This window comes from Candidatus Pelagibacter sp. Uisw_136, assembly GCF_047720275.1.
Taxonomy (GTDB): Bacteria; Pseudomonadota; Alphaproteobacteria; order Pelagibacterales; family Pelagibacteraceae; genus Pelagibacter.
Window position 1 is genome coordinate 683,768 of the sequence record NZ_CP159812.1, and the last position, 14,304, is coordinate 698,071.

Consider the following 14,304-nt stretch of genomic DNA (forward strand, 5'->3'; position numbering starts at 1 on the left):
TAATGCTAAAAAATTTAAGAGTTATAACCAGTAAATATATTGACGAAACCTCTAGAGTTTCTTTTAAATTCAATGGAAAATCTTATTTTGGATACAAAGGTGATACACTTGCTTCAGCTTTACTTGCTAATGATATTCATTTAGTAGGAAGAAGTTTTAAATATCATAGACCTCGTGGAATAATGACTTCAGGGTCTGAAGAACCTAATGCAATCGTGCAGGTTAATAATAATACAGCACTAACAGAACCAAATGTTAGGGCTACTGAACTTGAGATCTATCACGGTCTTGAGGCAACTAGCCAAAATTGTTGGCCTAGTGTTGACTTTGATATTGGAGGTATAAATAATTTCTTATCCCCTCTTCTGCCTGCTGGTTTTTACTACAAAACTTTTATGTGGCCTGCTAACTTTTGGGAGAAGTATGAATATGTTATAAGACATTCTGCAGGACTTGGAAAATCACCAACTGAGCCTGACCCTGACATATATGATCATAAATACATCCATTGTGATGTTTTGGTAATTGGAGCTGGTATTAGTGGAATTATGGCCGCTAAAACTGCAGCAAAAAATAATCTTAAAACATTGTTACTTGATGAAAAAAATGAAATTGGAGGATCTACAATTTTCCAAAACTCAGAACATATAAAAATAAATGATCAAAATTCTTCTACTTGGTTAGAAAATGAAATTAATGAATTAAAAAACATTGAAAATCTAGAAATTAAAACAAGAACTAGTGTTGCTGCTTATCATGGATACAATTATTTATTAGCAAGAGAAAATTTAACTGATCACCTTCCTAAAAATGAAAAAAATAAAAAGGTAAGACAAAGATTGTTAAAAATTAGAGCTAAAAAAGTTATTGTTGCTACTGGCTCTTTAGAAAGACCTCTGGTATTTAACAATAATGACAGACCAGGCATTATGCTTTCATCTGCAGTTAAAAAATATGCAGATTATTATGGTGTTGCAACTGGCCAAAAAAATATATTTTTTACTAATAATGACACAGCTTATGAAAGTGCAATTTCATTACAAAAAAAAGGTATTAAGGTTGAAGCAATCATAGACATTAGAGAACAATCTAATACTGCATTTACTAAAGAAGCTGAGGGTTTAGGGATTAAAGTTTATAGATCACACACAGTTGTAAATACAGAGGGTTATAAAAAAATTAATAAAATTACGATAATGGAATTATCAAGAGACGGACAATCTTTTGCTAGCCAAGAGAAAATTAATCTTGATTGTGATTGTCTAGCTATTGCTGGTGGATGGACACCAGCAGTTCATTTATTTACTCAATCTGGGGGCAAGTTAAAATTTAGAGAAAAAGACCAAGTTTTTATTCCTGATATATACCCATCCGATCAAATTAGTATTGGCTCAAGCAATGGGGATTTTGAATTAGATGATATTATAAAAAATTCTACGAAATCTTTAAAAGAATTTTTAGATATAAAAGAAACTGAATTTGACAATTTAGAAATAAATTGTCCTAAAGATAATGAGATTAGAACTATTTGGTTACTACCCTCTGATAAGGTTTTAGGAAAAACAAAACCTTTCGTAGATTATCAAAATGATGCAACTGCAAAAGATATTAAGCTTGCTCTAAGAGAAGGCTTTAGATCAATTGAACATGTAAAAAGATATACAACAACTGGTATGGGTACTGATCAAGGTAAACTTGGTAATATGCATGCCCTTGGAATTATTGCAGAAACTGCTAGTGTTAAGATGGGCGAACTTGGAACAACAACATTTAGACCCCCTTACACACCTTTAACATTTGGAACAATTGTTGGACGAAATGTTGGTGAATATTTTGATACATTTAGAAGAACACCAATGAATGAATGGCATATAAAAAATAAAGCTGAGTTTGAAAATGTAGGTCAGTGGAAAAGAGCTTGGTACTATCCAAAAAATAATGAAACTATGCATGATGCAGTTCAAAGAGAGAGTAAAGCTGCAAGAAATAGCGCTGGTATATTAGATGCATCAACACTTGGTAAAATTGACATTCAGGGAACTGATGCTTCGGAATTTTTAAATAGAGTTTATACAAATGCATGGTCAAAGCTAGCCATAGGAAAATGTCGTTATGGTTTAATGCTTAATGAAGATGGTATGGTTTATGATGATGGAGTTACAACTAGACTTGATGAAAATCATTATATCATGACAACAACAACTGGTGGTGCTGCAAACGTATTAGGAAAATTAGAAGATTACCTTCAAACAGAATGGCCAGAGCTAGATGTTTATTTGTCATCAGTTACTGATCATTATGCAACAGCTAGTATCTGTGGTCCAAATAGTAAAAAAATTTTAAATAAACTAATACCTGATCTTGATCTTTCCGATGAAAGCTTTCCGCATATGTCTTTCAAGAATGCAAAAATTGATAATATTAAATGTAGAATTATGCGTATTAGTTTTACAGGCGAACATAGCTATGAAATCAATATTCAAGCAAACTATGGTGAAGACCTATGGAAGAAATGTATAGAAGTAGGTAAAGAGTTTAATATCACTCCTTACGGTACTGAGACAATGCACTTATTAAGAGCTGAAAAAGGATTTATTATTGTTGGTCAAGATACTGATGGAACAATGACACCTATAGATTTACAAATGGATTGGATTGTTAGTAAAAAGAAATATGACTTTATTGGTAAAAGATCTCTTTATAGATCAGACACTATGAAAGAAGATAGAAAGCAATTAGTGGGTTTAGTGACAGATAATCCAAATGAAGTTTTAGAAGAAGGAGCTCAGATAATTGCTGACACTAGTTTAAAACCAGTTGAAATGTTAGGTCATGTAACATCAAGTTACTATAGCCCTAATTTGAATAAATCAATTGCACTAGCTGTAGTAAGAGGTGGAAAAAATATGCTAGGACAAAAATTATTCATTCCTATGAAAGATAAAAATATTAATGTAACGATTGTTGATCCTGTTTTTTTTGATAAAGAAAATGTGAGGTTAAATGCTTAATTATAAAACCTCTATTAAAGGTGATGTGTCTTATTCTGATTTAGTGATTAAAGAAATTAAACCTATTATGAAGTTAATCATAAGAGGTAAAACAAAAGATTTTATTACAGCTACTGGTAAAAATCTTAATATGGTCTTACCTACAGAGGCAAATACATCTACATCAGCAGAACAATTAACTGCATTTTGGTTAGGTCCTGATGAATGGATGTTGATATCAAATGAAACTGTGAATGAGGATAATAACACTTATCATGTTGAAGATGATTTAATCAAAAATATATCTAAAGTTAAATTGGGTGCTGTAACTGATGTGAGTGACCAATTTGTAATGCTGAATATAAAAGGCAGTAAAGTTTTTGATTTATTTGCTACAGGGTCGCCTTTTAACTTTAATGATTTTAAAAATAAGAAAGGGTCAGTTGTTCAAACAATACTGTCGCATATTGATGTAATTATTCATCTTACGGAAATAAATGATGTTAATTTATTTGTTAGACGCTCTTTTTCTGAGCATTTGCACTCTTGGATGAGTGATAGTGCGTCAAGGTTATAACCTTATATTTTCTTAAATCTTTGCTATATGAAGTGTATGAAAAAAATACTCTTTGTGGTGCTATTAGCACTTTTACCCTTCTCTCTTAACGCAGAAACTAAACTTGATCAGATTATGTCTTCTGGTGAATTAAAAGTTGGAACAACAGGCGACTGGGATCCAATGACGATGAAGGATCCAGCTACTAATAAGTATGTTGGTTTTGATATTGATGTAATGAGTGAATTAGCGAAGGATATGGGTGTAAAAATTACTTTTGTACCTACTGAATGGAAAACTATTGTTTCAGGAATTACTGCAGGAAGATATGATATTTCTACAAGTGTAACTAAAACTCCAAAAAGAGCAGAAGTCGCTGGATTTACAGATACTTACTACAAATATGGAACTGTTCCACTGGTTCTTAAAAAGAATTTAAAAAGATATTCAACTTGGAACTCTTTGAATAATAAAAGTGTAACTATTGCAACAACTCTAGGAACTTCTCAAGAAGAAAAAGCTAAAGAGTTCTTTCCTATGTCTAAATTGCAATCAGTTGAATCTCCTGCAAGAGACTTTCAGGAAGTATTAGCTGGAAGAGCAGATGGAAACATTACAAGTTCAACAGAAGCCAATAAATTAGTTATAAAATACCCTCAATTAGCAATTGTTCCTGATGGAGAGAAAAATCCTGCCTTTTTAGCAATGATGGTTGGTAAAAATGATCAGGTTTGGAATGATTATGTTAATGCATGGATTAAAGATAAAAAATCGTCTGGTTTCTTTAATAAACTACTCGCTAAATATAATTTAAAAAGCTTATAAAAAATTAGATATTAATCTCTAATTCATTATAACTTTAAGAGTGAAAAATTTACTTTTTTTACTTTTAATTTTACCCCTTAACTCTTGTAGTGGTCAAGAGTTAGGGTGGTTTATTCTATCACCTAATAATGTTGAAGGATTAACTAACCTAAAATTTTTGCTAAGTGGTTTAACAACAACAATTTATATTTCAGTTATAGCTATAATTATTTCTGCAATTTTAGGGTTTATCGTTGCAATACCATCTTTAGCTAAGAATAAATTTTTAACTTACATAAACATTAGTTATGTAGAAATTGTAAGAGCAATACCGTTACTTGTTTTGATTTTATGGATTTATTACGGTCTACCTATAATGACTGGATTAAGTTTCAGTCCATTCGTATCTGGAATAATTGCTCTAGCAATAAGTGAGAGTGCTTTTCAAGCAGAAATCTTTAGAGCAGGGATAAACTCAATTAAAAAATCACAGTGGGAAGCAGGTTCGTCACTAGGGTTAACTTTTTATAAAAGATTAAGATTAGTAATTCTTCCACAAGCAATTAAAAACATCTTACCTGCATTAGGTAACCAGTTTGTATATGTGTTAAAGATGTCTTCTCTGGTGTCAATTATAGGAATTGGTGACCTAACAAGAAAAGCTAATGAATTAGTTGTATCAACTTATAGACCGTTAGAAATTTATACATTTTTAATTTTAGAGTATTTAATTTTAATATTAATTGTTTCATTCTTTGTGAGAAAATTAGAAAAAAAACTTGAGCAAGATGGAAATAATTAATGAGTAATTTAGATAATACAAATTATGACGTTGATCTAGGCGAAGGTGTAATTACCTTTAAAAACATTAATACTACACTTGGTTTTGTTAGATATAATGAGGCAGCTGAAGTTGAATATATCTTTGTTAATCCCATGTTTAGACGTCAAGGACTAGCTAAAAAACTACTAAGCATTGTTGAGGAAAAAACTAAAATTAAACCTATACCTCAAGACCCAATCAGTCCATTAGGTGAAAAGCTCTTTAAAGTTAATAAACAAGAGATTAATTAGAATTCTGGGGCACCAGATAAAGAACGCCCTTACACAACATATCTACTTATCTTTATTTATAATGATGATTAACGTTTGATGACATCAAACATGTCAATTTTCTCAATTTTTCTTAGATTTATACTGGTATTAGTCATAAAATCTATAGTCTAATATGTACCTTAGTTTAAAACCAACTAAAGTAAACTTAATTAAATATTTGATTAATTTTTTCAGATAATATTTTACTAACAATTTTATATCCTTCTTTAGAAAAATGTCCATTTTTAAAAGTTAACAAATTTATATGATCTATTTTTCTTAAATTAAATTCTTTTTTTAAATCAATAAAACCCATATCCAAATCGCTCATAATTTTTTTAAATCTCAAATATTCAGAGGGGTTGGATTTTAGACTAAACTCAGGATTATAAACAATTAATAATTCATAATTTCTCTCTAAAGATAATTTTTTAGCCTCGGTAAATGTTTTCATTAAAACCTCATCTGTAGATAATTTGTTATTAATATTCTTAATATTTTTTTCTATTTTGATTTTATTGTTAGTATCAGTATTTTTTTCTATATTAATCTTGTTGTTAGTCTTAGTAGCATTCTTAAATAAAATTTGGTTAATACGATTAAAAACTTGGTATTTTAAAATTGGCTTTAGTTGTTTTAAAACTAAAAAATTTTTTAAATTATTATATTTTTCTTTGTATGAAAAATTTTTCATTCTTTCATCTAAATTTTTTTTTTGGATATCAAAAAACTCATTAATTTGATTCTGATTACTTATTAAATTTTGATTAAATTTATTATTTTCTAAATATTTAATTAACACATGGTTATCTTTATCTTTTTCTAAGTTTCCAAAATCATTTGAGCCTGAAAAAATCCAAATTAAAAGTTTAAATTTTTTTTCATTTGAGTATTCCAAAAAAGAAGCATACTGCTCTAATGAACCACTATCATCCATTCCCAAATTAATAATTTTTTTATTAAGTAAAGTTTTTAAGCTCATGGCAATATTATGCTCTCTATTTACACAGGCACCTTTTGCAAAGGAGTCTCCAATTAAAAAAATATCTACATCATTATCCCAAACATTATCATCATTATTAAATCCATACCTATCACTATTATAAAATGTAAACTCCTCTGTACCCTCTTTGCAGTAAAGTGTTTTAATATTTGGATGACCTCCAAATAAATAAAAATTACCAAAAAAACCTGGAGTATTTACTAGAGCAATGTTTTCAGTTAAAATTTTTTCCTTATATAAATTTAATCTTAAATTTAAGATGTGTTTATAATCAATCTCTTTTAAAAAGAAAATAAGTAATAATTCCAATAAGTAGAGAATAAAAAAAATAGCTAAAATGTTAACTATTACTAGGGAAAATATTTGTTTTTTTTTCATTTTTTAAAAATAATACTTTTGTAATCAAAAGTTATATCTTTTCCTTGATTTCAGTAATATTTCTGTGCAGTCACCATTGAGGTTGTTAAAAATTTTAATTCATAATTATGCTCACTCATTTTTAATTCTTGCGACTTCCAACTTATAGAATCCATTTGTTTGAGTTATTCAGTTATTTTTTTAATCAATTAATGACAGTCTCAAACCATAGCAAATTTTAGTAAAAAGAGCAGACAATAAATAGCAGACACTTTTCAGTAAATGTATTAAATAAAGGTTATTAGTGGAGCGACCAGGTTACAGAACTACCCTACTAGATTTAATTTTTCTTAGATTTTCTATAATCCCAAGGGTAGTCAAACTCCATAGACCACATACCAATTTTATTGATTCTTGCATAATCTTCATCTACTACAAACTTTTTTGAATACCTTCTGTAGGCAAATGCATAACCACTTCTTACTAAATAGCTTGATAGGCTTTCATCATTAACAAAACATTCTGCTAGTGTTCTTTTGTATTGATCTTTTCCTTCACTAATACATACAACATTATCTTTTCCAATTTTATCAATAAGGATTTTTTTTGCTGTAACTCCACAAGGATCTTTTACACCATCTTTAAGACAAGATTGCTTCAATTCAGGTGTATCTATTCCAGTAAATCTAATTTTTTCTCCATTAAGATGAATTGTATCTCCATCAACAATTTTGATTGTTTGAGATTTGACCTGAATAATAATTAAAATAAATATTAGTGCAGTTACGCTAATAAGAAAAATGGCTTTTCTTTTGTTTAAAAACATTATTTAAAAAATATCCAATAAAGATGATTACCGCAATACCCATAAACCAATTAGTTGCCATGATGGTGTAAAAAATATCTGCATAATCTCCACCTCTAATATTAATTACATACCACAAAGATAAGAAAGGGAATGCGGTTAATCTTAAAACGCTTAAGTAAAGACTGTAAACTGGCTTTTTAAGTGCCTGAAAAACTGCCGTTGTAATAAAGAACACAGGATAAATAGGAGCTATTAATGCAGCAATTTTTAAATATATAGCCCCATGATAAATGGCTTCTGCATTATCTGTAAATTGAGATACAAAAAATTCTGCTCCAAAGAATAAAATGATACCTGCTACAGTCATGAAAGAAGATCCAAAAAATAATGCCTTAGTATAAAGCTCTCTAATACGGTTATAATTTTTAGCACCAAAATTTTGTCCACCAATAGAAAGTACTGCTGTATTTAAACCAATTACTGGAAGTAAGAAAACTTGTTCAACTCTTAAAGCTGCACCATAACCCGCTGTTGCAAGATCACCAAATTGCCCAATAAAATATAAAATATTAAAAATACCCACACCAATAAACAACATGCTAATCATTATAGGCATTGCTTGAGAGAACAATTCTTTAAGAAGAATAAATTTAGGAATAAAGCATTTAATAGATAAATATTTTCTTAATTTACACGAGTTAATTTTGTAAGCTAAATAAATAGTACCAATGGATTGCGCGATAACAGTTGCTATAGCAAGACCACCTATACCGTAAGCTGGAACAATTCCGTATCCCCAGATAAATAATGGATTTAAAAAAATATTTAAAAAGAAACTAAAGATAAGAACATTTCTATAACTCTTAGTATCTCCCTGAGCATTCAAAGCTCCATTTAAAGAGATTTAAATCATAACTATAAATGTTCCGTAAAAAATTATATCTAAATATTCTCTAGTTAAAGCAATACCAACAGCATCAGAGCCCATAACACCCAAGAGAAAATCAGAAGCATTTAATCCAAATAAAGTAACGACAATTGAAGTGACCAATGCAAAAATTACTGATTGAGCAATAAATAGTGATGCTTTATTAATTTTTTTAGCACCTAATAAGTTACCAATACAAGAGTTTGTTGCAGCACCAATACCAACGCCAACAGCAATGATGACAAAGTATATTGGGAAAGATTTAGCGATTGCACTTATAGCTTCTGCAGAAATTCTACCTGCAAACCATGTATCAACTAAATTATAGAATGTTTGAAACAAAGAACCGACACTAGCTGGAATAGTTACTTTTTTAAGTAGTGACCAAATTGGATCTTTGGTTAAATTTATGGCTTTAGACAATTGTTTTTCCTATTTAAATTCTTTTTGAAATATATGCTTTGAACCACTCTTTTTAGCAAGGTTTATTTGCTTTTGTCTCATTCGAAATCTCACTTTTTGAGTTTGAGTTAAATTATCATGACAATTTACACATGAAACACCCTCCTCATATTTTTTAGACTTCTTATCTTTTAGTGAAACAGGTTTTCTACATCCACTGCACATTGAGTATGTGCCAGTTACCAATCCATGTTTAACACTGATTCTGTTATCAAAAACAAAGCATTCCCCATTCCATAGACTTTCTTTTTTTTTAACATTTTTTAAGTAATTTAAAATTCCACCTTTTAATTGATAAACACTTTTAAAGCCTTTTTTTTCTAAAAATACTGAAGCTTTCTCACATCTTATTCCACCAGTACAAAACATTGCAATTGGCTTTGTTTTTTTTAGTTTATTTAAGTATTTTGGAAATTCTCTAAAATTATCAACATCAGGATTAATTGATCTTTTAAAAGTTCCAACATTATATTCGAATGGTTTTCTAGAATCTAAAACTAATGTTTCTTTATCACCAATCAACTTATTCCATTTTTTTGGGTCAACATGATTATCTTTTTTATTTTTTGATGACAAGGAAAGACCCATAGGAACTACTTCTTTTTTAATCTTAACTTTTGGTTTATGAAACGGTTGAAATTTACTTTTTGAAGTATTTTCACTATCAAACTTTTTAAAATCTAATATCTTTTTAATCTTTGTGATAGTTGACTTTAGATCGCTAGCTTTTCCTGAGATTGTTGCATTTACTCCTTCACTAGTTATAATTATTGTTCCTCGGATATTTTTTTTAATTAAAAAATCCTGTAATAAAATCTTATTTTTTTTTAAAGAGGTAAGTTTTTTAAATTTGTAAAAACCAAATACATCGAACATTATAACAATCTACAAACAGTCATTCCATCGCCTAATGGTACAATTATTTGTTCCACTCTTTTATCGTTTGCAACATAAGTATTAAAATCTCTGATATTTATTGTGTACTTATCTAAATTATCTTCATCAGCAACTTCACCATGCCATAAAACATTGTCTACAATAATCAATCCACCTTTATCTAATAACTTCAGTGATCTTTCGTAATATTCCTTATAGTTCATTTTATCAGCATCAATAAAAACCATATCAAATTTATCATTCTTTAACTCTTCCAAACTATCTAATGCAGGCTTAACAATTGTTTGAATTTTATTATTAAGATTGGCTTTTTTAAAAAAGTCTAATGCAACTTTGTTCGTACCCTCATCTTTATCTAGCGCTACAAGTTTACCATCATCTGGTAATGCTAATGCTATAGAAAGTGCACTTAACCCAGTAAAAGTACCAATCTCAAGTACTGTTTTGATATTAGAGGTTTTTATAATTAAATGAAGAAAATGACATTGAGATGTTGCTACTTGCATTCTCTTAACGTCTCCAAGTGTATTGTTATAATCAATTATTTTTTGCTGAATGGGATTTAACTTTAAACTAAAATTATTTATATATTTTTCAAGTTTTTCAGTAATTTCAAGGTTCTTACCCATGGTTATTTAAGTCCTTTGTGTCTACCAATATTAAAGCTTTTTCTTTAATATCTCGTTTATTAATTGAGGATTAGCTTTACCACTTGAAGCTTTCATTGCTTGACCCACAAAGAAACCAAGCAGTTTTTCTTTGCCATTCTTATATTCAATAGCTTTTTCCCTGTTATCATTGATAATCTTATCAATTAAAGCTTCTAATGCTTTAGGGTCGCTTTCTTGCTTTAAACCTTTTTCTTCAACAATTATTTGGGGATCTATGTCTCCATTCATCATTAACTCAAATATTGTTTTAGCTATTTTTCCAGAAATTGTTCCATTCTTAATTAGATTAATTAACTTTGCTAAATTTTTTGCACTTATTGGACTTTCAGATATTTCTAAATTTTTATTGTTTAAAACAGCAAATAATTCACCTGTAATCCAGTTAACTGCTAACTTCATATCTTGGTTTTTACCCATCTTTGCAACTACTTCCTCAAAATATTTAGCTGTTTCAATGTCAGAAACTAATATTGTCGCCTCATATGGAGACACTTTAAACTTATCAATAAATCTTTTCTTTTTATCGTCAGGTAATTCTGGAATATCTCCTTTAAGTTTTTCAATAAATTCATCAGTTACTTCTAGTGGTAATAAATCTGGATCTGGAAAATATCTATAATCATGAGCATCTTCTTTAGATCTCATAGATCTTGTTTCATTTTTTTTTGTATCAAATAATCTTGTTTCTTGATCGATTGTTTTACCTTCTTCAATTAAATCAACTTGTCTATTAGCTTCATAATCAATAGCCATTTGCATAAATTTAATTGAGTTAACATTTTTAATCTCACAACGAGTTCCAAGTTTATCAGACCCTTTAATTCTAACAGAAATATTAACATCAGCTCTTAAAGAGCCTTCCTGCATGTTTCCATCACATGTACCAAGATATCTCATAATAGATCTTAGTTTTTTAACATAAGCGCTAACTTCATCTGGGGTTCTCATGTCTGGTTTGCTGACAATTTCCATTAAAGCTACACCAGATCTATTCAAATCAACCAATGTATTTTGTGGGTCCATATCATGAATACTTTTTCCAGCATCTTGTTCTAAGTGCAATCTTTCAATTCCAACTTCCTTTTGTCCGTATGCCATATCAAGAATAACAGCGCCCTCTCCTACTATTGGATATTTAAATTGTGAAATCTGATAACCTTGTGGAAGGTCTGCATAAAAATAATTTTTTCTATCAAAAACAGATCTTTTATTAATTTGAGCTCTTAAACCAATACCCGTTTTAATTGCTTGTTTTACACAGTACTCATTAATAACTGGAAGCATTCCTGGAAATGCAGCATCGACTAAACTTACTTGTGTATTAGGTTCCGCACCAAAAGTGGTTGATGAAGATGAAAATAACTTTGAATTTGATGTAACTTGAGCATGGACTTCAAGACCGATTACCACTTCGTAAACATTGTCTCGTCTTTCGATTAAATATTCTGAACTATCTTTAGACATTTATTTAATCCACCAGTCAGTAATTTTATTTTTAAACTGAATTTTCTCTTCTATAGCATAAGCAATGTTTAAAATATTTTGTTCATCAAAAGCTTTACCAATAATTTGTAGTCCTAAAGGGTAGCCATTAACGTCTACACCAGCAGGAATTGAAATCGCAGGTAATCCAGCTAAATTAACTGGAACTGTAAATATATCATTTAAATACATTGAAACTGGGTCATTAGTTTTTTCACCAATTTTAAAAGCTGCACTTGGTGTCGATGGAGTTAAAATTGCATCAACTTTTTTGTAGGCTTCATCAAAGTCATTTTTAATTAATTTTCTAACTTTTTGTGCCTTTAGATAATAAGCATCATAATAACCAGAAGACAAAACATATGTACCAATCATTATTCTTCTTTGAACTTCACTACCAAAACCTTCAGATCTTGTCTTTTCATACATATCAATAAGGTTTTCACCTTTAGATCTAAAACCATACTTAACGCCATCATATCTAGCTAAATTTGAAGAAGCTTCAGCAGGAGCTACTATATAATAAGCAGGTAAAGCATAATTTGTATGAGGTAATGAAATTTCAACAATTTCAGCACCACAATCTTTTGCATACTCAATTCCCTTAGTCCATAAATCTTCTATTTCTTTTGGCATTCCATCAACTCTATATTCTTTTGGAATTCCAATTTTTTTACCTTTAATATTGTTTGTTAATTCTTTGCTGTACTCATTTCTTTTGAAATCAATTGATGTTGAATCTTTTTCATCATAAGTGCTAATTATTTCTTGAAGTAATGCACAATCTTTTACGTCTTTAGACATTGGCCCTGCTTGATCTAACGAGGATGCAAAAGCAACAATTCCATATCGTGAACAACTTCCATAAGTAGGCTTTAATCCAACAGTACCCGTAAATGAGGCAGGTTGTCTAATGGAGCCACCAGTATCAGTTCCAATTGTAATAGGTGTTAAATTAGCTGCTAGAGCTGATGCAGAGCCTCCTGAAGAGCCTCCAGGTACTAAACCTTTATCTATTGGACTTTGTACATTTCCAAAAAAACTAGTTTCATTAGATGAGCCCATTGCAAACTCATCACAATTTAATTTACCAAGTAATATTGCACCTTCATTCCAAATATTTTGAGTAACAGTAAACTCGTATGGTGGAATAAAATTATTTAAAATTTTACTACCTGCTGTAGTTTTTACATCTTTGGTGCAAAACAAATCTTTAACTGCCATTGGTACCCCTGGAAGCTTTAAATCAAAATTAGGTTTTTGATCAAAACTTTTAGCTTTCAAAAGTGCGTTAGAAAAATCTTCTGTTATGTAAGCATTTAAATCTCTAGACTTTTCTCCTCTATCAATAAAAGCTTTAGTAGTTTCTTCAGAAGAAATTTTTTTATCTTTAATATTTTTAACTAATTCAGTTAAAGTAAGTGAAGTGATATCTGACATTATTCAACAACCCTTGGTACAACAAAAAAATCTTCATTTTCTTCTGGTGAGTTTTTTAATATTTGATCTCTTATATTTTCACTTTTAACTTCATCTGCTCTTAATTTTAATGTGGTTTCTGCAACAGAGGTTAAAGGCTCAACATTATCAGTATTGAGTTCATTCAATTTTTCAATGAAATCAAATATAGAGTTAAGATCTCCAGCTAATTTATTAGCTTTTGCATCATCAACTGAAATTCTTGATAATTTAGATATATGCTTTATTGTTTTAAGATCAATTGTCATGTGGTAATTAAATATGTCGGCAAACTATCACTTAAGTATAAAATATACAATATGATCACAATTGAAGATTTTAAAATAAAACACTCAAATAAGGTAAGATTTATTGGTTTAGATTTAGGATCTAAAAGAATTGGTGTCTCAATTTGTGATGAAAGACAATCCATTGCCACACCCTTTAAAACCATAAACAAAACCAACACAAACGAACTAATTGATGAACTTAAGATAATAATTAAAGATAATAATATTGGTGGAATAATTGTAGGAAACCCAGTTAATATGGATGGCAGTCTAGGAAGATCTGCTCAATCAGTGAATGACGTTGCATCAAATATATCAAAATCTATAGACCTGCCTGTAATATTGTGGGATGAGAGACTTTCAACAGTTGGCGCATTTAATCTATCAAGTTTATTAGACGTTAATGTTTCAAAAAGAGTTAAAACAATTGATCAAAATGCTGCAGCATTTATTTTACAAGGGGCAATAGACTTTTTAAATAATTAATACTTGCCATAATGATG

At 29.5% G+C, this 14,304-nt stretch carries 15 protein-coding genes; 6 read left to right on the forward strand and 9 right to left on the reverse strand.

The features are described 5' to 3' along the window. The first annotated feature begins 2 nt into the window (after positions 1-2). From ABXT53_RS03640 to ABXT53_RS03660, 5 genes are read left to right on the forward strand one after another with little or no spacing between them, the layout of a single operon-like run. Positions 3-3,011 carry a sarcosine oxidase subunit alpha family protein gene (locus tag ABXT53_RS03640; protein WP_415291282.1) on the forward strand — a complete coding sequence of 1,003 codons (3,009 nt, stop codon included), beginning with the start codon at positions 3-5 and terminating at the stop codon, positions 3,009-3,011. Beyond that, positions 3,004-3,567: a sarcosine oxidase subunit gamma gene (locus ABXT53_RS03645; protein WP_415291284.1), complete on the forward strand. Its 564-nt coding sequence runs from the start codon at positions 3,004-3,006 to the stop codon at positions 3,565-3,567. Before ABXT53_RS03640 ends, ABXT53_RS03645 begins: the two co-directional genes overlap by 8 nt. 36 nt (positions 3,568-3,603) lie before the next feature. Beyond that, a complete protein-coding gene (locus tag ABXT53_RS03650) occupies positions 3,604-4,371 on the forward strand; it encodes an ABC transporter substrate-binding protein (RefSeq protein WP_415291285.1) in 768 nt (255 codons plus the stop codon). Between the two features lie 40 nt (positions 4,372-4,411). Next, complete coding sequence (locus tag ABXT53_RS03655) at positions 4,412-5,152, forward strand: amino acid ABC transporter permease (protein WP_415291286.1); 741 nt, start codon at positions 4,412-4,414, stop codon at positions 5,150-5,152. After that, on the forward strand, positions 5,152-5,424 hold the full coding sequence (locus ABXT53_RS03660; protein ID WP_415291287.1) for a GNAT family N-acetyltransferase: 273 nt from the start codon (positions 5,152-5,154) through the stop codon (positions 5,422-5,424). The genes ABXT53_RS03655 and ABXT53_RS03660 overlap by 1 nt, the downstream gene beginning before the upstream one ends. 187 nt (positions 5,425-5,611) lie before the next feature. Here ABXT53_RS03660 and ABXT53_RS03665 read toward each other — a convergent pair whose 3' ends face one another. The 9 genes from ABXT53_RS03665 to gatC form a co-directional block, all read right to left on the reverse strand. Beyond that, on the reverse strand, positions 5,612-6,826 hold the full coding sequence (locus ABXT53_RS03665; protein WP_415291288.1) for a hypothetical protein: 1,215 nt from the start codon (positions 6,824-6,826) through the stop codon (positions 5,612-5,614). Between the two features lie 319 nt (positions 6,827-7,145). Continuing rightward, complete coding sequence (locus ABXT53_RS03670; protein WP_415291289.1) at positions 7,146-7,631, reverse strand: thermonuclease family protein; 486 nt, start codon at positions 7,629-7,631, stop codon at positions 7,146-7,148. Then, on the reverse strand, positions 7,594-8,499 hold the full coding sequence (locus ABXT53_RS03675; RefSeq protein WP_415291290.1) for an MATE family efflux transporter: 906 nt from the start codon (positions 8,497-8,499) through the stop codon (positions 7,594-7,596). The genes ABXT53_RS03670 and ABXT53_RS03675 overlap by 38 nt, the downstream gene beginning before the upstream one ends. Positions 8,500-8,517: 18 nt before the next feature. Next, complete coding sequence (locus ABXT53_RS03680; protein WP_415291291.1) at positions 8,518-8,964, reverse strand: MATE family efflux transporter; 447 nt, start codon at positions 8,962-8,964, stop codon at positions 8,518-8,520. A gap of 9 nt (positions 8,965-8,973) precedes the next feature. After that, positions 8,974-9,879, reverse strand: a complete 906-nt coding sequence (locus tag ABXT53_RS03685; protein WP_415291292.1) for a rhodanese-related sulfurtransferase — start codon at positions 9,877-9,879, stop codon at positions 8,974-8,976. Further along, positions 9,879-10,529: an O-methyltransferase gene (locus tag ABXT53_RS03690; RefSeq protein ID WP_415291293.1), complete on the reverse strand. Its 651-nt coding sequence runs from the start codon at positions 10,527-10,529 to the stop codon at positions 9,879-9,881. The genes ABXT53_RS03685 and ABXT53_RS03690 overlap by 1 nt, the downstream gene beginning before the upstream one ends. Positions 10,530-10,559: 30 nt before the next feature. Beyond that, entirely contained in the window at positions 10,560-12,035 is a 1,476-nt protein-coding gene (gatB, locus tag ABXT53_RS03695; RefSeq protein ID WP_415291294.1) for an Asp-tRNA(Asn)/Glu-tRNA(Gln) amidotransferase subunit GatB, read from the reverse strand. After that, positions 12,036-13,493, reverse strand: coding sequence for an Asp-tRNA(Asn)/Glu-tRNA(Gln) amidotransferase subunit GatA (gene gatA, locus ABXT53_RS03700; protein WP_415291295.1), 1,458 nt, complete (start codon positions 13,491-13,493; stop codon positions 12,036-12,038). After that, the gene (gatC, locus tag ABXT53_RS03705) at positions 13,493-13,780 is read right to left on the reverse strand and encodes an Asp-tRNA(Asn)/Glu-tRNA(Gln) amidotransferase subunit GatC (protein ID WP_415289690.1); all 288 of its coding nucleotides are present in this window, start codon (positions 13,778-13,780) and stop codon (positions 13,493-13,495) included. The genes gatA and gatC overlap by 1 nt, the downstream gene beginning before the upstream one ends. 51 nt (positions 13,781-13,831) lie before the next feature. Between gatC and ruvX the strand changes: the two genes are divergently transcribed. After that, the gene (gene ruvX, locus ABXT53_RS03710) at positions 13,832-14,287 is read left to right on the forward strand and encodes a Holliday junction resolvase RuvX (protein ID WP_271519789.1); all 456 of its coding nucleotides are present in this window, start codon (positions 13,832-13,834) and stop codon (positions 14,285-14,287) included. Positions 14,288-14,304: the final 17 nt, after the last annotated feature.